This window comes from Mesorhizobium sp. LNHC209A00 (assembly GCF_000502915.1).
Taxonomy (GTDB): domain Bacteria; phylum Pseudomonadota; class Alphaproteobacteria; order Rhizobiales; family Rhizobiaceae; genus Mesorhizobium.
Genome location: NZ_AYWT01000002.1, coordinates 261,913 through 286,708 on the forward strand (window position 1 = coordinate 261,913; position 24,796 = coordinate 286,708).

Genomic DNA, 24,796 nt, shown 5'->3' on the forward strand with positions numbered 1-24,796 from the left:
AAGCACTGGAGCGTTCCGCTTTGACAGATGCACCGAGCCGGTCAAACCTTTTCGCTTCTTCAAAATCGGACCAAAACTACTGCGCGCTTTGCTTGGATTTTTTCGCGGCCGATAGAATATTCCGGCCCGCACCCGCGACACGATCCAAGCAACGCGCTTATCAACTTCGGAGTGGCAAGAGATATACGATGAAAAGCTAGCCGACTGTGCGCTTGGCGGCGAGACGCAAATCCGCGGCAAACGGCCAGGTGACGTTCGACATCGTTTCGATGCCCGACGCGCTGAGCGCAGCGCCGAACAGGAAGCCTTGGACAAGATCCGGCTTCACCGAATGCATGAGGACCTTAAGCTGCTCGAATGTTTCCACGCCTTCGATGGTGACGGTGAGCCCCAGGACACGGGTCAGGTCGACGACGCCCTTCAACAGCTCGAGCGAGCGCGGGTTGTGGGTGACGTCCATCACGAACGACCGGTCGATCTTGATCTTGTCGAGCGGAAGCTTGTGGAGATAGCTCAGGCTTGAATAGCCGGTGCCGAAATCGTCGAGGGCGATGCGGACGCCAAGCTGCTTCAGTTCCTCGATATACTGGCGGGTCAGGGATTTGTCGTCGAGCAGCGCGGTTTCCGTGACTTCGATCTCCAGGCGGCTAGCGTCGAGGCCGGAGTTCGCCAACGCATCGCGCACCTTTTGGATGACGTCGCGGCTGCGGAAATCCCTTGCCGAGAGATTGACCGAGACGCTGGTCTGGTCAGGCCATTTGGCGCATTCGGTGCAAGCTGCATGCAGCACAAAGGTGCTGATCTCGGAAATGATGCCCATCTCCTCGGCCAGCGGAATGAAGATCCCGGGCGAAATTGGTCCGAGATCGGGATGGTCCCAACGGCAGAGCGCCTCGCAGCTGGCGATGCGCATGGTATTCATCGCCACGATCGGCTGGTAGACGACCCGCAGTTCCCTGCCTTCCACGGCGCTGCGCAGATCCGCCTTCATCAGCTGGCGATTGCGGAAAGCGGCATCCATCGCCGCCTCGAACAGCCGCCAACCGTTCTTGCCGAGTTCCTTGGCCTTGTAGAGCGCCAGGTCCGCCTTGACGATCATGGCGTCAACATCGGTTCCGCCGACCTTGGACAGCACCGCGCCGGCGCTGGCCTGAATCCGCAACCCGTGGCCCGCCACGTCGACTTCTCCCTGCAACTCGGCGAAAATCTGGTCGAGCAGGCTCTCCAGATGGCTTTCGTCATCGATGCGGTCGAAGAACAGCATGAACTCGTCGCCTCCGAAGCGGCTGACGGTAAGGCCCTGCCCGGCGATGGCCGCCAGCCGGTCCGCCACGGCGTAGATCAGCCCGTCGCCGACGGGATGGCCGAGCGTGTCGTTGACGCTCTTGAAATCGTCGAGATCGATCACGGCGAGACCGCACAGGCGATCCCGGTCGCCGGAGGCCATCAGTTCGCCGACGAGTTCGTGGAAATAGGCGCGGTTGGGAAGGCCGGTGAGATTGTCGTAGCGCGCCATGAAACGGATCTTTTCCTCCGCCTCAACGCGCGCCGTGACATCCTCGAAGGTGATCACGCCGAGTTCCTGGCTGCCTTCGCGCGCGGAGAATTCGTAATGCTGGCCGTTGGCGAGCGAAACAAGCACCTTGCGGTCCCTGCCCTCGCGCAACGCGCGCGTCAGCTGCGCCTCGACGTAGCGGCAGTCCTTCGGCGCCAACATTCCGCCGGCGACGCCGCGCATCAGAAGGCCGTGGATGGAGCGCCCGAGCAGCGCGTCGGCCGATTTCAGCGACATCAGGTGGGCGGCCTCTGCGTTGGCGACCGCGACGCGCCCATCAGGGCCAAGCATGACCAGGCCGTGCGACATGGTGTTGAGCGCGCGGTCGAACTTGCGCGTTATGCTTTTCGCCTGCTTGTGGCCGATGACCGCCGAAAACAGTACATTGCGAACATGGTCGGCGCTGTTGATGGTAATAAACGTCATCGGGAAGATCATTAGACCGAGGACCACGGACGGTGCATCCAGACGCAGCAGCAGCGCTAGCGCCGCCGGACCGATGAAGGTCACCGAAAAAATCCGCACCATGCGCGGAGACCCGTAATTGCGGGCGACAACCGTGACCAGGGTCGCCAGGGTCAGCGACATTGCCGCCAGTTCGGCGAATGGGTCGGGATACACATAGATCGACACGAAGCACAGCGCACCCAATCCGAGGCCCTGCAAGCAGCCCTTGAGGATGTAACTGCGCTCCAATCGGTGTGCGTGTTCGACATCGGCAATCACGCCGCCCGTCTTCAAAAAGCTGCGGATACCGAAATAACGCAGAAGGCTGATCGGCAGCAGAATAAAAGAAAAGGCCAGAAACAACGGATTTTGCGTGCGCAGATAGATCATGAATCCAAGGATCCAGTAGCACGCGCCACCGATCACCAACATGTGCGCGTTGTCGAACAACGACCGCACAAATTGGATATAGACATCCGCGGGGATGCTTTCGGTCTTTGTTTTGCCCATATGATCGGCCCAACGCTAAGCCTTGTCATGCCACAACCGCCTTAAGAAAGGCTTAGACAGAGGGCTTAAGCTATGGCTTCGGCCCGCACGCCGCGACGAGAGGAAGCTGCGGCAGGCTTCGGGCCCGAGTGGGGAAATCACTCAGCTGCACTGAGAACCGGTACCGGCATGGTTTGGGTCAGTCGCTGGAGCAGTCTGGAGCGCTCGCCCGCCGCCTTTTCGGCGCTTGCCTGCCGGACATGGCCATAGCCGCGGATCAGCCCCGGGACCGAGACCAGGGCTGCCGCGGCCTCGATCTTGCCCGGCGCCAGCAAGCTGGCCACGAGCTGTAGATCGGCCTCGTACTGCGCCAGCAATTGCCGCTCCATGCGCCGCTCGGCGGTATAGCCGAACAGGTCGAAAGCCGTGCCGCGCAGGCCCTTCATCGCGGCCAGCAGGCGAAAGCCTTTCATCATCCAAGGGCCGAAGCTCGATTTCCTGGGTTTGCCGTCATTGCCGCGACGTCCCATGATCGGCGGGGCGAGATGGAATTCAAGTTTCTCGTAGCTCTGGAACTGCTTGCCAAGCTCGGCTGCGAAGGAGCCGTCGGTATAGAGCCGCGCAACCTCGTATTCGTCTTTGATCGCCATCAGCTTGAACAGGCTTTTGGCGGCGGCTTCGGTCACGTCGGTCGAACCCGGCACGGCCTTCGTTTCTGACGCTTGCAGCGTCGATATCCTGTCGGCGTAGCGCTTGGCGTAAGCAGCGTTCTCATAGGCCGTGAGGAAGGCAACGCGGCGGGCGATGATATCGTCCAGTGTCTCGGCGACCGGACCGGCCTGTCCGGCCTTGTCGCCGAGGGTTGGGGACGGCTGGGCGATGAGGCCGCGTACGAAATCCGGCTGATGCGCGGCGCGGCGGCCCCAGCGGAAAGCAGCGATGTTCATCGCCACCGCTTCGCCGTTCAATTCGATTGCCTTTTCGACGGCTTCGGCCGAGAGCGGCAGACCGCCGTACTGGAAGGCAAAGCCGAGCATGAACATGTTGGCGCCCAGCGAATTGCCGAACAGGGCTGTGGCGGTGCGGGTGGCGTCGAAGAAATGCGCCTTGTCGTCACCGGCCGCTGAGCGGATAGCCTTCTTCAGGCGCTCGATCGGCAGCGAGAAATCGGCCGATCGGGCAAATTCGCCTGGCATGATCTCGGCGGTGTTGGCGAGGAATATCGTATGCCCCTCTCGCACCGCCGTCAGCACCTTCTTGGCGCCCGACACGACGAGATCGCAGCCGAGCACGAGGTCGGCCTTCCCCGCCGAAACGCGGATGGCATTAATGTCTTCGGGTGTGCGGGCGATGCGGACATGGGTGAACACCGAGCCGCCCTTCTGGGCGAGGCCGGCCATGTCGATCATGCCGCAGCCCTTGTTCTCGAGATGCGCCGCCATGCCGAGGACGGCACCGACGGTGACGACGCCGGTGCCGCCTACGCCGTCGATAATCGCCGCCCAGCCCTCGACGCCGAGCGGGAATTCGGCTGGCATCGGCACGCCTTCAAGCGGGTCGGTCCCGCCAGCCAGGCCCTCGGCCTTGCGGATCTTGGCACCGTGCACGGTGACGAAGGACGGGCAGAAGCCGTTGACGCAGGAGAAATCCTTGTTGCAGCTCGACTGGTCGATCTTGCGCTTGCGGCCGAATTCGGTCTCGACCGGCTGGATCGAGACGCAGTTCGACTGCACGCCACAATCGCCGCAGCCTTCGCAGACCAGTTCATTGATGAACACCCGCTTGTCGGGATCGGGAAAGGTGCCGCGCTTGCGACGACGGCGCTTTTCGGCGGCGCAGGTCTGGTCGTAGAGCAGGATCGATACGCCCTTGACGTCGCGCAGCTCGCGCTGGACGAGGTCGAGGTCGTCGCGGTGGTGGATAGTGGCGCCGGCCGGGAATTCAACCTTCCCGGCATATTTGTCGGGTTCGTCGGTGACGATGGCGATGCGGTCGACGCCCTCTGCCCGCACCTGCCTGGCGATCATGTCCACGGTCAGCCCGCCCTCATGCGGCTGGCCGCCAGTCATGGCGACGGCGTCGTTGTAGAGGATCTTGTAGGTGATGTTGGCCTCGCTCGACAGGGCGAAGCGGATCGCCAGCGTGCCGGAATGGTTGTAGGTGCCGTCGCCGAGATTCTGGAAGATGTGGTCGCGCCTGGAGAACGGCGCCTGGCCGACCCATTGCGCTCCCTCGCCGCCCATGGCGGTAAAGCCAACTGTGTTACGATCCATCCACAGCGCCATGAAGTGGCAGCCGATGCCGGCGGCGGCGATCGAGCCGTCCGGCACCTTGGTCGAGGAATTGTGCGGACAGCCCGAACAGAAGAAGGGTGTGCGCGAGCCGATGTCGGAGGCATCGGCCAGCATCGCCTGGAACTGGCGTAGCTTGGCTACCCTGGCCGAAATCTCTTCGGACGGGCCGATGGTCTTCAGGATCCTCTCGCCGAGCGCAATGGCGATCTCGTTGGGGTCGAGCGCCCCCTTGGCTGGAAACAGCCAGTCGCCGCGCTCGTCCTTCTTGCCGACGATGACCGGCTGCGAGGCCGTGCCGTAAAGGCTTTCGCGCAGTTGCACCTCGATCAGCGAGCGTTTCTCCTCGACGACAACGATGGTGTCGAGACCGCGCGCGAAGTCGGCGATGTGCTGCAGGTCGAGCGGCCAGGGGCAGCCGACCTTGAACAGCCGCACGCCGATGCGGTTGGCGGCCGCCTCGTCGACGCCGATATCCTCCAGCGCCTGGCGGACGTCGAGATAGCTCTTGCCCAGCGTGATGATGCCGAGTTTCGGATTGCGGCCGCCCGAATAGACGATCCTGTTCAGCCCATTGGCATGGATGAAGGCGGAGGCCGCGGCACGCTTGTGCTCATACAGCCGTTCTTCCTGGCCGAGCATGTCGATCTCGTGGCGGATGTTGAGGCCGCCCGGCGGCATATCGAAATCCGGGACGACGATGTTCAACCGTTCGAGCGAGGCATCGACCGAAGCCGTCGATTCGATGTTGTCCTTGACGCATTTGATCGCCGCCCAGGTGCCGGCGAAGCGCGACATGGCAAAGCCGTACAGGCCGTAGTCGATAATCTCCTGGACACCGGCCGGATTGAGGATCGGAACCATGGTGTCGACGAAGAGGAATTCGGTGGCGTGCGCATTGGTCGAGGATTCGGCCATGTGGTCGTCGCCCATGAGCGCAAGGACGCCGCCATGTCTGGACGAGCCGGCGAGATTGGCGTGGCGGAACACGTCGCCCGAACGATCGACGCCCGGCCCCTTGCCGTACCAGACCGAAAAAACGCCATCATGGGTGCCCTCGCCCAGCAGTTCCGTCTGCTGCGAGCCCCAGCAGGCGGTGGCGGCCAGCTCTTCGTTGAGGCCGGGCTGGAAAACGATGTCGGCCCCGGCGAGCTGCTTTTTCGCCTTCCACAGCTGCATGTCGAGACCGCCGAGCGGCGACCCGCGATAGCCGGAGACGAAGCCTGCCGTGTTCAGGCCGGCGCGGCGGTCCCGCTCGCGCTGCATCAGGAGCATGCGGATGACCGCCTGAGCGCCGGACAGGAAGATGCGCTCCTTTCCAAGATCGAACTTGTCGTCGAGCGCGACATCATGCAGCGTCATCAGGCATTTCCTCTGCGAAGGCCGCGCGGGGCAGCAGCCAACGTCGGGATCGGATGACGCATCCTTTCTTCCCTTGCAAGGCAGGTCAAACAAAATCGAAAGGACCGGCGAAGGCGCGACAAACAGTTCGGCGGGCGCTGGACCACGCGTGAAACGGTGCGCCGACAGCGCGATGGCGCACGAAATTTCCAGCCGAACTCGATGCCGTCGGAAGGTGTCAGCCGGCTTTCGAGCAGTCCGGCTTCGGCTCGCCCGGGAGCTTGCCGTCGGGATGGCCGACAAGGGCGGGATTGGCCGTGTAGAGCTGGTCGATGACCAGCGGCCGATCGGGCAGGATGGACTGGTCTTCCGTCGACATCAGCGTGGTGTCGAGGGTCTGCAGGACCGCGCCGTCGGCGCCCTTGATGCTGATGGCGATGGCATAGGGCTTGTTCTTGACGACGCAGGTCAGCGCCGGGCTTTCCAGGCTGACCTTGTCGAGCTTTGGCCAGATCTTCTGCTCGACCACGATGGGATCACCACCGGCGGGGTTCTGGAAGCTGGCAACCGCCACCTGACCCTCGCCCATCGGCCGCAAGGGCCTCAGCGTCACGACATAGGTCGCCCTGGCGAGGCGGTAGTTGAAGACGAATATCTTGCCGGAAACTTCGAACAGCTTGCCTTCACCGCCGGTATCCCGGCAAGCGCCAAGCGTCATCGCTGCAATCAGTGCCGCGCCAACAACCGTCGAGCGGGAAAGAACTCTAGGCATTCCTGACCTCATTGGCCGCCATGCGGCGGCGATAGTGACGGCTTGCCTTTTGCCTGTTGCCGCACACCGCCATGTCGCACCAAAGGCGGCTGGAATTGCGGCTTCTGTCGACGAACAGCCAGGTGCAATTGGGACAGATCCTGAGCCTCGCTATGGTGTCGTCACGCAGCAGGGAAAGCGCCGAAACCGCCAGTGCCGCCTCGAAGGCGATCGGCGTCGCCGGATCGCCGAACGGCCGTCCCCGCGCCCCGATCTCGGTCTCGCCGGCGGCCAGGCCGTCGGCGCAGGACCGCAGGAATTCCGGCAGATCGGCGGTGGGGACCGCGCCTTTCGACACAGCGCCTCGAAACAGCCTATCAGTCGTCTCGCGGATCGACAGCACGACGGGCGCGATTGCCGCCGGCGAGGGCACCGCCAGCCGCCTGTCGCCAAGCTCGGCGGCGCGAAAGCCGCTGGCCGCGTCGGCGAAGCGGGCGATTTCGGCCGGATCGTCGAAGCGGTCGAACGTGCGCTCCGGATCGCCTCGCAGCACGACGGTGTTCGCCGTGTCGAGCGCGAGCAGACCGCCGGTGAAGCGGTGAGGAGTCCAGGCGACTGTCATTTCCGAAAATCTAACCGATAAATCGCGTTTGACAAGTTAGATTCGACGATGCAAAGCTCAGATGCGCAGGGGTATTGTCGCCTTGTCCGCTCCGCGCCTGTCCTATTTCCCTCATGGGCGGGATGCTTCTGGTGTAGTCGAGCATGCTTTACTTCTTCCAGCAGGTGCTGAACGGGCTGCATTCGGGTGCGCTCTATGCGCTGCTCGCCTTCGGCTATGTGCTGACCAACGGCATTCTGCACCGCACCAACCTCGCCTTCGGGGCGCTGTTTGCCTTTTGCGGCCAGGCAATGATCCTGAGCGTCGCCTTCGGCTACCAGGTGCTGTGGCTGACGCTGCTGGCTTCGGTGCTGTTCGGCGTCCTCGCGGCGTTCCTCTATGCGGCGCTCATCAGCCATGTCCTGTCGCGCGGGGTCTTCGAGCCGTTGGCCGACCGATCGCCCAACGCCATCGTGGTGACGACACTTGGCATCCTGCTCGTCCTGTCGGAAGCAAGCCGCATCGCCGCCGACACGCATGATCTATGGCTGCCGCCGATGCTGGCCGAGCCCGTCGTTTTCGCCGAAGGTTCCGGATTCAAGGCGACGCTGACGCTGATCCAGGTGCTCGACTGCGCCGTGGTCGTGGCGGCGGTTGCCCTCGCCACCTGGGCATTTGCCCGCTCAAACTTCGGCCGGTGCTGGCGCGCCGTCTCCGACGACCCCAGGGCCGCCGCCCTGTGCGGCGTCGACGTGCGCGGCGTGTTCCGGCGTGCCGTACTGTTTGGCGGCTTCTGCGCCGCGCTGGCCGGGGTCATGGCCAGCCTCTACTACGGCAATGTCAGCTTCGGTTCCGGCCTTGTCTACGGTCTGAAGATCCTGTTCGTGACGGCCGTCGGCGGTTATCTCTCGCCGCCAAAGGCGGCGCTGGGCGCGGCCGTTTTCGGCATGGCCGAATCACTGTGGGCCGGCTATTTCCCAGTCGAATGGCGAGATGCCTGGATGTATCTGTTCCTGGTTGCCATGCTTATCCTGATCGGCGCCGGTCGCGACACCGGCAAGGTCGTCTGATCCCGTCAGACTTTGGTTGCATGACGTTTCGTCAGGCCGCGGTTTTCCAGGGTACCGCGTGCGCCAAATGGCCTGCATCCTTCCTCCCCGTGTTGACCAACCGGACCACGCACTGCATACGGTTGGGCCAGGCGGCGCGACGAAGAAGGGCGATCGCGCGTCACCGCATCAGGGAGGAATGCATGGCAGGGCTTCTCGCTCTATCCAGAACGATCGATCGTATGAACGAGTTCATCGGCAAATCGGTATCCTGGCTGATCCTGCTGGCGATCCTGGTGAGTGCGGCCAACGCTGTCATCCGAAAAGTGTTCGACACCTCGTCCAACGCCTGGCTGGAGCTGCAATGGTACCTTTTCGGCGCCGCCTTCATGCTGGCCGCCGCCTACACGTTGAAACAGAACGAGCATATCCGCATCGACATCGTCTACGGCCTGTTTTCACGCCGCGCGCAGCACTGGATCGACCTCTTCGGCCACGTCTTTTTCCTGATGCCGTTCGTGACGCTGATGGTGTTCTATTTCGTGCCCTACGTGTCGCTGTCCTTTCACAGCGGCGAGATGTCGACCAACGCCGGCGGCCTGATCGTGTGGCCGGCCAAGGCGATCCTGTTGGTCGGCTTTTTCCTGCTCGCGCTGCAGGGCATTTCCGAGATCATCAAGAAGATCGCCATCATGCGCGGCGTCATTGAGGATCCCAACCCGTTCATTTCCGTGCACGAACAGGCTGAACTCGAAGCCAAGGCGCTGGCCGAAGAGGTGCGTTCGTGATGGAATTCATCGCCCAGAACATGGCGCCGATCATGTTCGCCTCGCTGATCCTGTTCATGCTGATCGGCTATCCCGTCGCCTTTTCGCTCGCCGCCAACGGTCTGATGTTCTTCTTCATCGGTGTGCTTTTGACGCCCTATTCGGGCGGCGCGATCAATCTCGCCTGGCCGCTGCTCTATGCGCTGCCGGACAATTTCTACGGCAGCCGGGTGATGTCGAACGACACGCTGCTGGCGATTCCGTTCTTCACCTTCATGGGCATCGTGCTCGAACGATCGGGGATGGCCGAAGACCTGCTCGACACGATCGGCCAGTTGTTCGGACCCGTCCGAGGCGGCCTCGCCTACGCGGTGATCTTCGTCGGCGCACTGCTGGCGGCGACCACAGGCGTGGTGGCGGCGTCCGTCATCGCCATGGGGCTGATCTCGCTGCCAATCATGCTGCGCTACGGTTACGACCGCCGGGTGGCATCCGGCGTCATCGCTGCCTCGGGCACGCTCGCCCAGATCATTCCGCCGTCGCTGGTGCTGATCGTTCTCGCCGACCAGCTCGGCCGCTCTGTCGGCGACATGTATGCCGGCGCCCTGATCCCCGGCCTGGTGCTGACCGGCCTATACACACTTTACATCGTGATCATGTCGATCGTCCGACCAAAGTCGATGCCGGCCCTGCCGCTCGAGGCGCGGACGCTCGGCCATGGCGTGGTGTCGTTGCTGATCGCGTTGATAGCGGCCATTGCGATCGCCTATGCCGCCTACCGTTACCTGGTGCCCGCTCATGGCGACAATGCCGATATTCTCGGCGCGACGGTCGGCGTCATCTTCATCTACATCGTAGCGATCCTCGACCGCAGCCTGAACATCAACATGATGTCGCGGTTGGCGCAGCAAGTCGTGATCGTGCTGATCCCGCCGCTGGCGCTGATCTTCCTGGTGCTCGGCACTATCTTCCTCGGCATAGCCACCCCAACCGAGGGCGGCGCGATGGGCGCGGTCGGCGCGCTGGCGATGGCGGCAATGAAGGGCCGGCTGTCGATGGATGTGATCAAGCAGGCGCTGGCCTCGACGACGCGGCTGTCGTCCTTCGTGCTGTTCATCCTGATCGGCGCGCGGGTGTTCTCGCTGACCTTCTACGGCGTCAACGGCCAGATTTGGGTCGAGCATCTTTTGACCTCGCTGCCGGGCGGCGAAGTCGGCTTCCTGATCGGCGTCAACATCCTGGTCTTCTTCCTCGCCTTCTTTCTCGATTTCTTCGAACTGGCCTTCATCATCGTGCCGCTACTGGCGCCGGCGGCCGACAAGCTCGGCATCGACCTGATCTGGTTCGGCGTGCTCCTGGGCGTCAACATGCAGACCAGCTTCATGCATCCGCCATTCGGCTTCGCGCTGTTCTACCTGCGCTCGGTCGCCTCCCGCGTGCCCTATCTCGATCGCCTGACCGGCAAGCAGATCGCGCCGGTGACAACGGGCCAGATCTATTGGGGCGCGGTGCCGTTCGTCTGCATCCAGGTGATCATGATCGGCCTGACCATCGCCTTCCCGCAGATGGTGATGCGCTACAAGGGCACGGCCGTCGATTCCGGCACGATCGACTACACGGTTCCCGAGGTGCCCAGCCTGTCGCCGCTCGGCGCGCCGGAAGGTGGCGGCGCGCCTGCCAATAGCGGCGCCGCAACGACGGCACCGGGCACGCCCGATCTGTCGCAGCCGCCGAATTTCGGCGATGCGCCGCCGGCCAAGCCGGCTGCACCCGCGCCGGACCTGTCGCAACCGCCGAGCTTTAATTGATGGAGATGATGCCATGAAAGCCGTGCGGTTGGAGGCAGTAGGCAGCATCTCGTTGCGCGAGATCGCCAAGCCGGTCCCTGGCCCGAACGACCTCCTGGTGCGGATCGAGGCATGCGGTGTCTGCGGCACCGACCGGCATCTTTTCCACGGCGAGTTCCCCTGCAGGCCGCCAGTGACACCCGGGCACGAATTCTCCGGCATCGTCGAGGAAGTCGGCACCGCCGTCTCCGGCTTTGCCGTCGGCGACCGCGTCACCGGCGATCCCAACATCGCCTGCGGGCGCTGCGGCCAATGCCATGCCGGCCGCGTCAATTTATGCAGCAATCTCACCGCCATCGGCATCCACCGCGACGGTGGCTTTGCCGACTATGTGGTGATGCCGCGGAAACAGGCCTTTGTCCTTCCCGCGGATCTGAAGCCAACACATGGTGCTTTCTGCGAGCCGCTCGGCTGCTGCCTGCACGGTGTCGACCTTGCCGAGGTCAGGCCCGGCAGCTCGGTGGTCGTGCTCGGCGGCGGCGTCATTGGCCTGCTTACAGTTCAACTGGCGCGGCTGGCCGGGGCCACCACCATCATCCTGTCGACACGGCAAGCCTCGCGGCGCGCTCTTGCCAGGGAACTCGGTGCCACGGCTTCGGTCGATCCCACCGCCACCGATGTGATCGACGCCGTCACCAGTCCGGCCGGACTGATGCCTGGCGGCGCCGACGTGGTGTTCGAATGCGCCGGTGTGCGCGAGACCGTCGAGCAGTCGATGCGGCTGGCAAGGGCGGGCGGCACCGTCGTCATCGTCGGCGTGACGCCGCAAGGCATGAAGGCGGAATTCGAGCCCTTCGACCTGTTGTTCCGCGAACTGAAGGTAGTGGGCTCATTCCTCAATCCCTACACGCATCGCCGCGCCGCCGGGCTTATCGCGTCGGGCGTGATCGAGATCGATCGGCTGATCTCCAGGCAAGTCACGCTTGAGGAGGCGCCAAGGGTGATCGCCAATCCGCCGGCTCCGGGTGAAGTGAAGGTGCTGGTGGTGCCAGCCATGGGCTGAGGTTCAGGCTTCGGGCATTTGGCAATTGCCTTCGCGTCGAGCAAAAAAAGCCCCGGAGAACAAAAGTGCCCCGGGGCTTCGAAAAGCAAAGTCGCCTACAGCTTGCCGTTGCGCTGCTGGACCATCATGAAGGTGTCGTAATTGTATTCGGCCACCTGCGCCCAGAGATAGTGCTCCTTGCGGAAGCCCTTGATCGATTCCCAGATCTTCTTGAACGGCGCGTTCGAGGTTTCCATCTCGGCGTAGACCTCGTTGGCCTTCTCGAAGCAGGCGGCCATGATCTCTTGGCTGAATGGGCGCAGTTTGGCGCCGCCGGCCACCAGCCGCTTCACCGCCGGAGGGTTCACATAGTCATATTTCTGCAGCATGTTGGCGTCCGCGGCCTGGGCGCACGTGCGCAGCAGCGACTTGTAGGTCGGCGAAAGCTCGTCGTATTTCGCCTTGTTGAACATCAGGTGGACGGTCGGGCCGCCTTCCCACCAGCCGGGGTAGTAATAATAGGGCGCGACCTTGTAGAAACCGAGCTTCTCGTCGTCATAGGGGCCGACCCATTCGGCGGCGTCGATGGTGCCCTTTTCCAGCGCCGGGTAGATGTCGCCGCCGGCGATCTGCTGCGGCACGACGCCGAGCTTCTGCACCACTTTGCCGGCAAAGCCGCCGATGCGCATCTTGAGGCCGGAGAGGTCGGCGACTGTATTGATCTCCTTGCGGAACCAGCCACCCATCTGCACGCCGGTGTTGCCGCCCGGCAGGCCGAACAGACCTTGCGTGGCAAGGAATTCATTGAACAGGTCGATGCCGCCGCCGTGGTAGTGCCATGCATTCATGCCGCGCGCGTTGAGCGAAAACGGCACCGCCGCACCCAGCGCCCATGTCGGGTCCTTGCCCCAGTAATAATATGCCACCGTGTGGCAGGCCTCGACCGTGCCGGCCGTAGTGGCGTCGGCGGCCTGCAGGCCGGGAACGAGCTCGCCGGCGGCAAAGACCTGGATCTGGAAATTGCCGTCGGTGGCTTCCGACAGCATCTTGGAGAACACTTCGGCCCCGCCATAGATGGTGTCGAGCGACTTCGGGAAGGACGACGCCAATCGCCACGTCACCTTGGGGTTGGACTGGGCGATTGCCGGTGCTGCGAGCGTGGCCGCCGCCGCGGCTGCGCCGACGCCGGTGACGCCGGCCTTGCGGATAAATGAACGACGATCCATGCAGTTCCTCCCTTTTGGACCAACAAACCGACGCTCGGGGAATCCTCGGGCTCCGCATCGGTTCGCCGAAACAATACACGGGCAAGGAGTCGAGTCCAGCACGGCGGCCGGATTTGGTGTCAAAGCCATGCGACCCTGCAACTATAGTCTAAACAGGCGGTTTCGTGGCCCATGCGACACGCTGAGACTTGGCTGGAAAAACACCATGGGATCGCTTATTTTAAAGGCAGGACATCCCTTGCCAGATGGAAGACAGACACAAAATGCAGCAGCCGCTCGTCGCCATATCGACCGACGTCCGTCAATTCGACAACTACACCTGGCATGCCGCCCCCCAACAATATCTGGAAGCAGCAATCGTAGGTGCCGGCGTTTTCCCACTGCTCGTGCCCTCGTTCGGCGACCGGCTGGACTTCGACGAGCTTCTGTCGTCGGTCGACGGCGTCATGCTGACGGGCTCGAAGTCCAACGTCGACCCCTCGCTCTATGGCGGCGATCCCAGCGAAGCGAACGGGCCCTATGACACCGCGCGCGACTCCACGACCCTGCCGCTGATCCGCAAGGCGATCGAGCGCGGCGTGCCGCTGCTTGCCATCTGCCGCGGCATCCAGGAATTGAACGTGGCGCTCGGCGGCACACTGGGCACCGAGATCCAGGAGCGCGAGGGGTCGCTGGACCACCGTGCGGCGGTGAGCGACAAACAGGATGAGCGCTTCGCCATCCACCAGACCATTTCGATCAAGCCAGGCAGTTGCCTGGCCGGCCTGTTCGGCGCCGGCGACATCAAGGTCAATTCCTTGCATCGCCAGGCGATCGACCGGCTGGGATCGAAGCTCGAGATCGAGGCTGTCGCGACCGACGGCACGGTCGAAGCGGTTTCGGTCAAGGGTGCCCGCGCCTTCGCCGTCGGCGTCCAGTGGCATCCCGAATACTGGGTCAAGTCGGACAGCAATTCCGCCAAGATTTTTCGCGCTTTCGGCGACGCGGTGCGCCTGCATGCCGCCGCGAAAGCCGGCGCACGGGCGGCGGCGGAGTAGTCAGTCTCGGTGTTTCAAGCCACCGCCTGATGCCAGCGACAGCAACGGTAGGACCGGCGCGTAGGATTCGTAGCCATCGCCATCAGCCACGGCAAAGGTGACGATCGGATCGATGCCGTTGGCGCTGAATGCGACGGTTCCGTGGCTTTGCTCGCGCCAGAATTTCGCCCGCTCGAGGCCCGGCAGGAGCCGTCGGCAATTCGGCGCCACCGTCAGCAGCGACAGGCCATCCGAGACCGTGGCGCCGCGCGTGATCGCGCAGGCGCCCTCATCGCCATTGGCGACCAGCCTGTAGGTATTTGAAGGGGTGGCCTCATTCGCAGCGCTTGCCCCGCTGCCGTCATGAAGCAATTGAATGCCGCCCAATAGCGCGGCGGCGGCGATCAAGGCGGAAAGCGTTTTCATCATTCTTCATCCGGCACACAGGATGAATAATGATTTCAGAGGGTTAATCCGACGTTAATAATTATGGCAGCGCCACCGCTCAAGGGCGAGCCTTCACATGCGCCGTCTCCGGCACTGGTGTCAGCGGCCTGCGGTCGCTGAACCACGACACCAGATTGTCGACGCACAGATCGGCCATGGCGCGGCGTGTGTGCTCCGAGGCCGAGCCGACATGCGGCAACAGAGAGGCGTTTGGTAAGTCGAGCAACGCCTTGGGGACATTTGGCTCGTCGGCGAAGACATCGAGGCCTGCGGCGGCGATGGTGCCGTCGGCGAGAGCGGCCGCAAGCGCCGCCTCGTCAACGGTGCTGCCGCGGCCGATGTTGACGAAGACGCCGTTCGCGCCGAGCGCCGACAGGATCTCGGCATTGACCGCTTTCTGTGTCGAAGCACCGCCAGGCGCCACCGAAATCAGCGTGTCGACTGCCTCGGCCAAGCCCTTCAGCGTGTCATGGTACTGGAAGGACAAGCCTTCGACCCGGCGTCGGTTGTGATAAGCGATCGGCAGGCCGAAGGCCTCCAGCCGCCTGGCAATGGCCTGCCCGATGCGGCCCATGCCGAAAATACCGACGCGGCGCGCGCGCAAGGTCAGCCGGCTCAGCGGATAGTTGCCCTTCTTCGCCCAGCTGCCGTCACGCAACCAGGTCTCGGCACGCGGCAGGTCGCGCACCGTGTTGATCAGCAGCCCGATGGCGGTGTCGGCGACCTCTTCGGTCAGGACGTCGGGTGTGTTGGTGACCATGATGTTCTTCGCCCGGGCATGGCCGACATCGACCGAATCATAGCCGACGCCGAAAGAGGCGATGAGTTCTAGGTTCGGTAATGCATCCATCATCGCCGCACCAATCCCGGCAAACGAAGCGATGCCACGCACCGTGCGGCGCATCTCCTCGGTGACCAGCGCCGGATCGGCGCGCTCGATGCCGACGCGCCTGAATGTCCGCTCGATCCGCCCGACGGCGTGATCGTTGAAATCCGCCGGCACCAGAATGGCAACGGCTTCCAATTGTTCGGCCTTGGTCATGCACGCTCCACCGGCTTGCCGGTCGACTGGCGCACGTGCAGTTCCGGCTTGATCAATTCTTGCGAGGGCCGCACCGTCTGTCCGTTGAGCTTGTCGAGCAGCGCGCTGGCGGCGCGGCGGCCGACCTCGCGCTGGCCATTCCAGACGGTGGTCAGCGCCGGCGTGGCGATAGCCGCCTCCTCGAGGTCATCATAGCCGGTAACGGAGATGTCGACGCCCGGCACAAGGCCGGCACGCGCAATGCCGTTCATCAGGCCGATGGCGACGAGGTCGTTCCAGCAGCAAGCGGCGGTCGGTCTGTCCTTCAGCGCCAGAAACTGCCCAGCGGCCTCGAAGCCAGCCTGCTTGGTGCGCGGGCCCGATATGCGCCAGGACGGTCTGACCTCCAGCCCGGCCGCCTCCATGGCGTTGACATAGCCCTGGTAGCGATCGCGGCCGGTCGAGGTCTGGTCGGTGCCGCCGATCATGGCGATGCGCTTGTGGCCGAGCGATATCAGATGATTGGTGGCGAGGCCCGTGCCATAGGCATCGTCGCCGCGAAACACCGGTACGTCGGCTCCCTCGACGGTGCGTGCGATCAGCACCGCCGGCAGCCCATTCTCCTCGGCCATGACGATATCGGACGCCGGCGTGCCGATGGCCGGCGACATGATGACGCCATCGGCGCCGAGCTGCAGCAATGTATCGATGAAGGTGCGCTGCTTTTCGAGCTGATCGTAGTGATTGGACAGGATGAAGGTCTGCCGGCTGCGGTCGAGCTCACTCTCGATCGAGCGCAGAATCTCGGCGAAGAACGGGTTCATGATGTCATGGACGACGACACCGACAATGCCCGAGCGCGAAGTGCGCAGGCTCGCGGCGCGGCGGTTGTAGATATAGCCGATGGCGCGCGCATGTTCCTTGATGCGGTCGCGTGTCGAGCCGGCAACCAGCGGGCTGTCGCGCAGTGCCAAGGACACGGTGGCCGTGGACACGCCGAGCGCATCCGCGATCGTCGACAGCTTGATCTTCTGTGCCAGCCTTCCGCTCCCCGTCGCCTTTTTTAAACTGTTTAAGGGCGGCCTTATGCCATCGATCCGGGCCAAATCAAAGTTTTTTTGCCAGCGCCTCGGCCTCCACATCCGAAGCCGCGCGGCTGCGCAGCCTGAGCCGATGTTCGCGATGGACGATGTAGAGGCCGCTGGCGACGATGATGGCGGCGCCGACCAACGTCCAGCGGTCGGGGAACTGCTTGAAGACAAGCCAGCCCGAAATGATCATCCACACCATTTGCGAATAGGGATATGGCGCGAGCGCCGTGGTGGTCGCCAGCCGATAGGCCTGGACCAGCAGCCAATGGCCGACACCGCCGAACACGCCAAGCATGAGCAGCACGAACCAGTGCCAGCCATCATGCGGCAGCGAAAAAGAAAACGGCAGCAGGGGCAACAGCAGGACCGTCGGCGCCAGGGCCGAGAACAGGATCAGGCTCTCGGGAGTCTCGTTCGCCGACATGCGGCGCGTCATGATGACATAGAAGCAGTTCGATAGCATCGAGCCGAGCGCGAAGAGATGTCCGATGCCGAAAACGCCGACACCGGGCCGCGTGATGATCAGGACCCCGGCGAAAGCGGCCAGGATCGCCAGCCAGCGCCGCCAGCCGGCCCATTCGCCGAGCAGCGGTCCGGCAAGGGCGGTGATCACCATCGGCCCGAAGAAATAGATGGACGTCGTCTCGGCCAGTTGCAGGGAGCGCAGCGCCAGGACATTGAACATGGTCGAGCCGAACAGGAATGCGCCGCGCATCACATGCGCCGGCAGGTTGACCGGTCGAAATCGCATCGGTTCGCGCCAGCCACGCAGCAGCGCTCCAACGAGCACGACATGCACGGCAAAGCGTACCCAGGCGACGATCAGGACGGAGACGCCGGCCAGGACGAGATATTTGCTGCTGGTGTCGAGGAAGGTGAAGAAGACATAGGTGGTCAGCATGCACAGGATCGCCACCGGGGGCGTCGCGCTTTCGACATATCTTTGGGAAGGATTCACGTGCAGGCCGGGGAAAAGCTGGGCTGGACCCCAACTTTGCGGGAATTGCGGCTTGCCCGCAAGCCAATTGTCGCCCGCAGCCGCGCCTAAGCTCGCTGGTACAACAACAGCCGCCGCCAGGCTTAGTTCCGGGCGCTACGTATGCATGCGGGCGCCCTTGGTTATCTTGTCGACCACCTTCTTCTCGGCTCGCAGCGCCATGCCGACCACCTTGGCATCTTCGGGCGCGAATTCGGCAAAGACGGCGCGGTTGGCTGCATCGAAGCCGGTCGAGAACATCTCCTCGACATAGAGCGAGGTGGTGACGCCGCGTTCCAGCGCACGCCGATGGATCGCACTTATCGTTGCCCGGTCGGCCGAGAGCACGATGACCGGCTGGATCGACAAGGGATTGTAGAGGTTGCCTGCGCGATCGCGATAGGGTTCGCCGATGATGTCGGGGGATTGCGCGACGATGCCGCTGGTCAGGAAGGCGGTGACGTTGAGTTTCTGCCAGACGGCCAGGTCTTGCCGCAGCACGATTGCAAATTTCGTATCGAACATGAGAAAGTGAGCCATTCAAAGTTAGGCCCCTGTAGCGGGGCTGAAGGAGACGATGTCGTTCGATCTAGACCGCCAGGCCTTCGAGGGTCTTGGACGTTTGTGCGCCGATGCCGCTGAAAACTGCATCATCTCCGCTCCCGATCCCGCGGGGATGGAACGCATCGAGGCGCGGTTTCACGGCAGCGCCTTCGATCCGCACCGCCACGACACCTACGCGATCGGGGTGACGCTGCGCGGCGTGCAGACCTTCCGCTATCGCGGCGCGGCACGGCTGAGCCTGCCCGGCCAGGTCATCGTGCTGCATCCGGACGAGTTGCACGATGGCGGCGCGGGCACGGAAGAAGGCCTGCGCTACAGGATGCTCTATCTGGAGCCGTCACTGATGCTCGGCTGTCTCGGCGGCACGGCGTTGCCCTTCGTCAGGGAGGGCGTGGTGACGGACGAGGCCTTCTGCGCGACGCTGCTGTCGGCGCTCGGGCCATTGGAGCAGGAACTCGACGAGCTGTTCGTCGACGACTTCCTGGCGCGGCTGATGCAAAGTCTGAACCGGCATGCCGGCAAGCCGGCAAAGCCAATAGCCGAGACGGCGTGGCGAGCGGCGACGCTGGCGGGTGAGTATCTCACGGAAAACCTCGACCGGCCGGTGCGTTCGGGTGAGTTGGAAGCCGTCACGGGTCTCGACCGCTATGCCCTGTCGAGACATTTCCGCGCGGCCTTCTCGACCAGCCCGCATCGCTTCCTGGTAATGCGCCGGCTTCAGCGGGCGCGCAGGATGATCGCCGCCGGCGCGTCCCTGGCACAGATCGCGATCGAGGCCGGCTTCAGCGACCAGAGCCACTTCAACAGGCAATTCAAGAAAGCGTTCGGCATGACGCCGGGCCGTTGGTCGTCCTTGATCCACGGAAATGCCGTGGCAGCCTGACGGCCGGAGAGATCAGTCGTCCGTCTCGGCGTCGTCGTCGATCAGCACCAGCTCCTCGTTGGAGAGGTTGGCCTCGATGCGGGCGAGCAGCTTGAACAGCGCCTTCTGGTCCTTCTTGTCGAGGCCCCTGAGCGCCTGCTTCTCTGTCTTCTTCACTGACTTCTCGATGGCGCGGATGGTTTCACGGCCGGTATCGGTGAGGAAGATATGGGCCTGGCGGGCATCGGAGTCCGACGCGCGTTTCTCCAGAAAACCCTGTGCCTGCAGCCGGTTGATGGTCTTGGTGATGGTCGGCGGACGCACGCCGAGGCGACCGGCGAGATTGCCCGGCGTCTGGCCGTCCTCACGGTCCAGCGCCAGCATGATCTGGTCCTGGCCGGCGTAAAAGCCATGCGCCAGGAGCCGTGCCGCCAGGGCGGTCCTTGCCAGCCTTGCCGCTGAATGCAGCCGGCTCATCGTTGCAGTCTTGTCCGCCTTGGCCATGGTCATCCCTCTTCGGCCGGGCCGGTGCGCACAGCATAGACGCAGCCGGCCGGTTGGCAATCGACGATCGAAAAAGATTCCGGCATCCGAAACAGCTTTGCCGGCAAGCATTCGCGGCGTCCGCCGTGGTGATGCCAGATGTTTATTTCAGTTAGATGACAAACGACTTTCGCGTGAAGGGAATTCGGAGCGCCACTGCGTGAATGCGATTTGACGACCGGGCAGCTCTCGCACCAGGCCCTTGCTCTTCCACGCGGGAGCGGCGGCGGCTTTCCGCGGCCATGATGTCGGGACGATCCCGGTCGGCAGCTTTGGCCCATGGTTTTGCCCCGTGCAAAAGCCCGGCGCACATCCTATATGGAACCGACAATCCCTTTTTCGCGGCCTGAATTTCAGGGCCTAGTCATTTCGAGGCAAGCCATGAGCGAAGCGCAGACACAGATCCCCGTAACCGTCCTCACCGGCTATCTCGGCGCCGGCAAGACGACGCTGCTCAACCGCATCCTGTCGGAAAACCACGGCAGGCGTTACGCCGTCATTGTCAACGAATTCGGCGAGATCGGCATCGACAACGACCTGATCGTGGAATCCGACGAGGAGATCTACGAGATGAACAATGGCTGCGTCTGTTGCACGGTGCGCGGCGACCTGATCCGCGTCGTCGAGGGCTTGATGCGGCGGCCCGGCCGCTTCGACGCCATCGTCGTCGAGACCACCGGGCTGGCCGATCCGGTGCCGGTGGCGCAGACCTTCTTCATGGACGACGACGTGCGCTCCAAGACCAAGCTCGATGCCGTGGTGGCCCTGGTCGACGCCAAGCACCTGCCGCTCAGGCTCAAGGATTCCAAGGAAGCCGAGGACCAGATCGCCTTCGCCGACGTCGTCGTGCTCAACAAGACCGACCTCGTCACCCCGGAAGAACTCGCCAAGGTCGAGGCGACGATCCGCGCGATCAACCCGGCCGCCAAGATTCACCGCACGACGCGCGCCGGCGTGGCGCTGTCGGAAGTGCTCGACCGTGGCGCCTTCGACCTGTCCAGGGCGCTGGAGAACGATCCGCATTTCCTCGAAGCGCATGATGAACATGATCACCATGATCATGATCATCACGACCATGATCATCACGACCACGATGGGCACGACCACCACCATCACACTCATCCGTCCGACATCCATGACGTGACGGTGGAGTCGGTGTCGCTGCGCGGCGGCGAGATGGACCCGAAGAAATTCTTCCCGTGGATCGAGAAGGTCACCCAGATGGAAGGCCCCAACATCCTGCGGCTGAAAGGCATCATCGCGCTCAAGGGCGATGACGAGCGCTATGTCATCCAGGGCGTGCACATGATCATCGAGGGCGACCACCAGCGCGCCTGGAAGGACGGCGAAAGGCATGAGAGCCGGCTGGTCTTCATCGGCCGCGAGCTCGACGCCGAGCGGCTGAAGAAGAGTTTTGACGCCTGCCAGGCGGCTTGATTGTTTGGCAGAGGACCGGGTGATGCCCTAATCCGTGGTTAGCAAGATCGGACATGAGCCTCAGGTCGCGATCAGTACGTCCGAATTGGTGAGAGCATCCACTTCGGATTTCGCGCTTATCTTAGATTTGGTCTAGCACCCTCCAGAGCCGAATGCGACGTTGCTTAGGGCGGTCACGGCGGTACCAAGTCCCTTGTAGCGACAATTTCCAACGGCCGGCGCCGCCCCTCATCCGCCTGCCGGCACCTTCTCCCCGTATAGTGACGGGGGAAGGGGACTGGCCGCAGGGCCGATGCCTATTCTGCAGCGCTGGCGATAGGCGAACCCATCCGCGACAGCGTCTTTCTCCACGTCACTATACGGGGAGAAAAGTCCGGCAGGACAATGAGGGGCAGCGCCATAATTGGCGATTGGAGACAGCCTATGGTTCCGACTTCGCGACCTCATAGTTGCCGGACGTGCAAACGTCGAGTAAGCCGCCCTCTGCACTTTCATTGAACAAAGATAGCCCATGCCCACAGTTGCCCCGCTTGATCTCGAAGGCCATTGCGTCGCCGCCGTCTTCCTTGGCCACGTGCCGCATTTTGCGCTGGCTGACGGTGCTGTCCATCGGCTCGACAATGGCCACAAGACGGTGCAGGCCAATGACGGGCTGCTTGCCGCCTTCCATGACGCGGCCAATGACCGGCTGATCACCGGTGGCGAGGACGGCAAGGTCTTTGCCGTGAAAGCCGGCGGCGAGACCCAAGAGGTGGCGAACGCCGGGAAAAAATGGATCACCAGCGTCGCCGCCGGGCCGCAAGGCGCCATCGCGTATGCCACGGGCAAGACCGCCTTCGTGCGCTTCACCGACGGCAAGACCCGGGAATTTGCGCATCCGCGCTCGGTCGAGGGGCTGGCCTTCTCGCCCAAGGGCATGCGCTTCGGCGTCGCCCGTTACAATGGCGCGACGCTGCATTTCCCCGCCGCCGAGGGCAAGCCGGTGGAACTGGAATGGGCGGGCGCGCACACCGGCATCACCTTCTCGCCGGACGGCGCCTTTCTGGTCACCACCATGCAGGAAAACGCCCTGCATGGCTGGAAGCTGTCCGACGGCAAGCACATGCGCATGAGCGGCTATCCCGGCAAGGTCAAAAGCCTGTCATGGAGCGTGAAAGGCAAGTGGCTGGCCAGTTCGGGCGCGCCGGCGGCGATCGTCTGGCCGTTTTCGGGCAAGGACGGCCCGATGGGCAAGGCGCCGCTGGAACTTGGCACGCGCGGCAATGCCATGGTGACGGCGGTCGCCTGCCATCCGAGCCAGGACGTCGTCGCAGTCGGTTACGACGACGGCATGGTGATGGCCGTGCGCTTTTCCGACGCCAAGGAGGTGCTTTTGCGGCGACCAGGCAAGGGCGCCATCACCGCGATGATGTGGGACAGGGAAGAACGCCGCGTCGCCTTCGGCAGCGCCGCCGGCGATTGCGGCGTCATCGACATCATGGCCTAGCGGGGAATGGCCGATCACTCGGCGCCGCAGGAGACCTTGCCGGTCAGATCGATGGGCTTGCCATCGCTGTTCTTGTCGGCCGTGCTGTCATAGACAGCGAGCTTGTAATCCCCGTCATAGACGCCCTCGTCACTGGCCCTGGTCAGGACCGTCAATTCGACCGAACTGTAGGTCTTGGCGACCTCCTGCTCGTGGTAGATGTTCAGCCGCAGTTCCTTGTCGTCGAGCCAGTACTGGGTGAGGTTGGCATCCTCGAACACCGTCTTGTGCAATGGATCGCCGGCGGGCCTCGCCTTGATTTCGAGGTCGCCGCGGAAATTGAACGTCGGGCCGCCCATGCCCGTGGTGACGCCGGCATCGACCTGGAATTTGGCCTGCGGATCATCGACGGTGCACCAGATACCGCCGGTCGCGAACGCCGTGCCGGCGGACAGGAAGAGCATCGTCACGCAGATCATCGTCCGCATTCTTCCCCCCGCTCGTCGTTGCCCACAGCATTGGCGCCGACTTCGCCAGCGGGGTCAAGTGCCGCCGCTGGCGGCTGAGCCAATGCAGAAAGGACGCACGGCCAATTGCCGTTGCCAAGGTGGATTGGCTAAGAGCAACGAGCCAGAGGGATTTTTCATGCACGGCAACGACAGTTCAAAGACCATCGGCGGGATTAGCCCCGACCGCATCGCGCGATTGCGGGAGATGGAAGGGGCAGCCTTCCGCGAGGCGCGGCCGAGATCGCAAGCCAAGATCGGCAACGGCCTGCCCGGCTTCTTCGGCGGCGTGCCGATGCACTGGATGAATGATTGGCCGACACCGTTTCCGATCCTGGTCGACAGCGCCCGAGGCGCCACGATCACCGACATCGACGGCAACAAGCTCGACGATTTCTGCCTCGGCGACACCGGTTCGATGTTCGGCCACTCGCCTCCGCCGGTGGCGCGCGCCATTCGCCGCCAGGCCGGACGCGGCCTGACCTATATGCTGCCTTCCGAGGATGCGCTGGCCATCGGGCCGCTGCTGCAGCAGCGCTTCGGCCTGCCGTTCTGGCAGATCGCGACCACGGCGACCGACGCCAATCGCTTTGCGCTGCGCGTCGCCCGCGCCGTTACCTCCAGGGAAAAGATCCTGGTCTTCAACGGCTGCTATCACGGCTCGGTGGACGAGACGATGGTGCGGCTGATCGACGGCAAGCCCGTCAACCGGCCGGGACTGGCGGGCGAATTCCGCGACCTGACCCGCACGGCCAAGGTCATTGAGTTCAACGATGTCGCCGCTCTCGAGGCCGCATTGAAGGACAGGGACGTCGCCTGCGTCATCGCCGAACCGGTGCTGACCAATTCCTGCATGGTGCTGGCCGACCCCGGCTACCATGAGGCGCTGCGAAAGCTGACACGTGAAGCCGCCACCCTGCTCTTGATCGACGAGACGCATACGATCTCGACCGGCCCCGGCGGTTACACCGGTAAATATGGGCTGGAGCCCGACTTGTTCGTGCTGGGCAAGCCGATTGCCGGCGGCGTGCCGGCGAGCGTCTGGGGCATGAGCGAGGAGGTCGCCTCGCGCTATGCCGACTACAACAGGACGAAAGAGCCGGGATATTCCGGCATGGGGACGACGCTGTCGGCCAACCCGCTGCAGTTCGCCGCCATGCGCGCCACGCTCGAGGAGGTGATGACGCAAGAGAATTACGACCGCATGGATCATCTGGCGCGGCGGCTCGATGCCGGACTGACCGGCGTGATCGATCGTTACAATCTGCCCTGGCATGTCTCCCGCGTCGGGGCACGCGTCGAGTTCATCTGCGCGCCCGGCCCGCTGCGCAATGGTGCCGAGGCGGAAGTTGCGCATGCGCCGGAACTGGAGGCTGCCATCCATGTCGCGCTGGTTAATCGCGGCGTGCTGATCGCACCGTTCCACAACATGATGCTGATCTCGCCGGCAACGTCAGGCACCCAGGTCAACCGCCTGATCACCGCGTTTGGCGCGGTTGCGGCAAAGCTTGCGGCGTGAGAC

Annotated in this window: 21 protein-coding genes; 9 read left to right on the forward strand and 12 right to left on the reverse strand. The window is 63.5% G+C overall.

Translation table 11 applies throughout. The features are described 5' to 3' along the window. Nucleotides 1-196: 196 nt before the first annotated feature. From X739_RS161285 to X739_RS161270, 4 genes are all read right to left on the reverse strand, one after another. The gene (locus X739_RS161285; protein WP_015314282.1) at nucleotides 197-2,512 is read right to left on the reverse strand and encodes an EAL domain-containing protein; all 2,316 of its coding nucleotides are present in this window, start codon (nucleotides 2,510-2,512) and stop codon (nucleotides 197-199) included. A 137-nt stretch (nucleotides 2,513-2,649) separates the two neighbouring features. Then, nucleotides 2,650-6,144: an indolepyruvate ferredoxin oxidoreductase family protein gene (locus X739_RS161280; RefSeq protein WP_023792947.1), complete on the reverse strand. Its 3,495-nt coding sequence runs from the start codon at nucleotides 6,142-6,144 to the stop codon at nucleotides 2,650-2,652. 217 nt (nucleotides 6,145-6,361) lie between these two features. Beyond that, nucleotides 6,362-6,895 (reverse strand): hypothetical protein, encoded by a 534-nt coding sequence (locus X739_RS161275; RefSeq protein ID WP_023792949.1) that lies wholly within the window; start codon nucleotides 6,893-6,895, stop codon nucleotides 6,362-6,364. Then, nucleotides 6,888-7,496 carry a CGNR zinc finger domain-containing protein gene (locus X739_RS161270; protein ID WP_023792951.1) on the reverse strand — a complete coding sequence of 203 codons (609 nt, stop codon included), beginning with the start codon at nucleotides 7,494-7,496 and terminating at the stop codon, nucleotides 6,888-6,890. The genes X739_RS161275 and X739_RS161270 overlap by 8 nt, the downstream gene beginning before the upstream one ends. 143 nt (nucleotides 7,497-7,639) lie before the next feature. Between X739_RS161270 and X739_RS161265 the strand changes: the two genes are divergently transcribed. From X739_RS161265 to X739_RS161250, 4 genes are all read left to right on the forward strand, one after another. Next, a complete protein-coding gene (locus tag X739_RS161265; protein ID WP_023792953.1) occupies nucleotides 7,640-8,545 on the forward strand; it encodes a branched-chain amino acid ABC transporter permease in 906 nt (301 codons plus the stop codon). A 182-nt stretch (nucleotides 8,546-8,727) separates the two neighbouring features. Next, a complete protein-coding gene (locus X739_RS161260; RefSeq protein WP_023781710.1) occupies nucleotides 8,728-9,312 on the forward strand; it encodes a TRAP transporter small permease subunit in 585 nt (194 codons plus the stop codon). After that, entirely contained in the window at nucleotides 9,312-11,099 is a 1,788-nt protein-coding gene (locus X739_RS161255; protein WP_031251942.1) for a TRAP transporter large permease subunit, read from the forward strand. The genes X739_RS161260 and X739_RS161255 overlap by 1 nt, the downstream gene beginning before the upstream one ends. Before the next feature lie 13 nt (nucleotides 11,100-11,112). Further along, complete coding sequence (locus tag X739_RS161250) at nucleotides 11,113-12,141, forward strand: zinc-dependent alcohol dehydrogenase family protein (RefSeq protein WP_023792958.1); 1,029 nt, start codon at nucleotides 11,113-11,115, stop codon at nucleotides 12,139-12,141. A 95-nt stretch (nucleotides 12,142-12,236) separates the two neighbouring features. Here X739_RS161250 and X739_RS161245 read toward each other — a convergent pair whose 3' ends face one another. Further along, on the reverse strand, nucleotides 12,237-13,346 hold the full coding sequence (locus X739_RS161245) for a TRAP transporter substrate-binding protein (protein WP_023781713.1): 1,110 nt from the start codon (nucleotides 13,344-13,346) through the stop codon (nucleotides 12,237-12,239). Nucleotides 13,347-13,609: 263 nt separating this feature from the next. Here X739_RS161245 and X739_RS161240 point away from each other — a divergent pair, with 263 nt between their 5' ends. After that, complete coding sequence (locus X739_RS161240) at nucleotides 13,610-14,383, forward strand: gamma-glutamyl-gamma-aminobutyrate hydrolase family protein (protein WP_023792961.1); 774 nt, start codon at nucleotides 13,610-13,612, stop codon at nucleotides 14,381-14,383. On the opposite strand, the gene X739_RS161235 is transcribed toward X739_RS161240, so the two are convergent. From X739_RS161235 to X739_RS161215, 5 genes are all read right to left on the reverse strand, one after another. Continuing rightward, on the reverse strand, nucleotides 14,384-14,788 hold the full coding sequence (locus tag X739_RS161235) for a hypothetical protein (protein WP_032924131.1): 405 nt from the start codon (nucleotides 14,786-14,788) through the stop codon (nucleotides 14,384-14,386). 79 nt (nucleotides 14,789-14,867) lie between these two features. Continuing rightward, nucleotides 14,868-15,851, reverse strand: coding sequence for a 2-hydroxyacid dehydrogenase (locus tag X739_RS161230; protein WP_023772403.1), 984 nt, complete (start codon nucleotides 15,849-15,851; stop codon nucleotides 14,868-14,870). Continuing rightward, a complete protein-coding gene (locus tag X739_RS161225) occupies nucleotides 15,848-16,870 on the reverse strand; it encodes a LacI family DNA-binding transcriptional regulator (RefSeq protein ID WP_023772401.1) in 1,023 nt (340 codons plus the stop codon). The genes X739_RS161230 and X739_RS161225 overlap by 4 nt, the downstream gene beginning before the upstream one ends. A gap of 67 nt (nucleotides 16,871-16,937) precedes the next feature. Further along, nucleotides 16,938-17,822, reverse strand: a complete 885-nt coding sequence (locus tag X739_RS161220; protein WP_032924132.1) for a DMT family transporter — start codon at nucleotides 17,820-17,822, stop codon at nucleotides 16,938-16,940. A gap of 192 nt (nucleotides 17,823-18,014) precedes the next feature. Beyond that, nucleotides 18,015-18,422, reverse strand: a complete 408-nt coding sequence (locus X739_RS161215) for a DUF2000 family protein (RefSeq protein WP_023792969.1) — start codon at nucleotides 18,420-18,422, stop codon at nucleotides 18,015-18,017. 52 nt (nucleotides 18,423-18,474) lie between these two features. On the opposite strand from X739_RS161215, the gene X739_RS161210 reads away from it, so the two are divergent. Further along, entirely contained in the window at nucleotides 18,475-19,344 is an 870-nt protein-coding gene (locus X739_RS161210; protein ID WP_023792971.1) for an AraC family transcriptional regulator, read from the forward strand. A 12-nt stretch (nucleotides 19,345-19,356) separates the two neighbouring features. Here the strand turns inward: X739_RS161210 and X739_RS161205 are convergent, their stop codons facing one another. Beyond that, entirely contained in the window at nucleotides 19,357-19,827 is a 471-nt protein-coding gene (locus tag X739_RS161205) for a MarR family transcriptional regulator (RefSeq protein ID WP_023772397.1), read from the reverse strand. Nucleotides 19,828-20,247: 420 nt separating this feature from the next. On the opposite strand from X739_RS161205, the gene X739_RS161200 reads away from it, so the two are divergent. Further along, nucleotides 20,248-21,303 (forward strand): GTP-binding protein, encoded by a 1,056-nt coding sequence (locus X739_RS161200; protein ID WP_023792984.1) that lies wholly within the window; start codon nucleotides 20,248-20,250, stop codon nucleotides 21,301-21,303. A gap of 511 nt (nucleotides 21,304-21,814) precedes the next feature. Next, a complete protein-coding gene (locus X739_RS161195) occupies nucleotides 21,815-22,789 on the forward strand; it encodes a WD40 repeat domain-containing protein (RefSeq protein WP_023772393.1) in 975 nt (324 codons plus the stop codon). Nucleotides 22,790-22,803: 14 nt separating this feature from the next. On the opposite strand, the gene X739_RS161190 is transcribed toward X739_RS161195, so the two are convergent. Further along, a complete protein-coding gene (locus X739_RS161190; protein WP_023772392.1) occupies nucleotides 22,804-23,256 on the reverse strand; it encodes a hypothetical protein in 453 nt (150 codons plus the stop codon). A 157-nt stretch (nucleotides 23,257-23,413) separates the two neighbouring features. Between X739_RS161190 and X739_RS161185 the strand changes: the two genes are divergently transcribed. Beyond that, the gene (locus X739_RS161185) at nucleotides 23,414-24,793 is read left to right on the forward strand and encodes an aspartate aminotransferase family protein (protein ID WP_023792988.1); all 1,380 of its coding nucleotides are present in this window, start codon (nucleotides 23,414-23,416) and stop codon (nucleotides 24,791-24,793) included. Nucleotides 24,794-24,796: the final 3 nt, after the last annotated feature.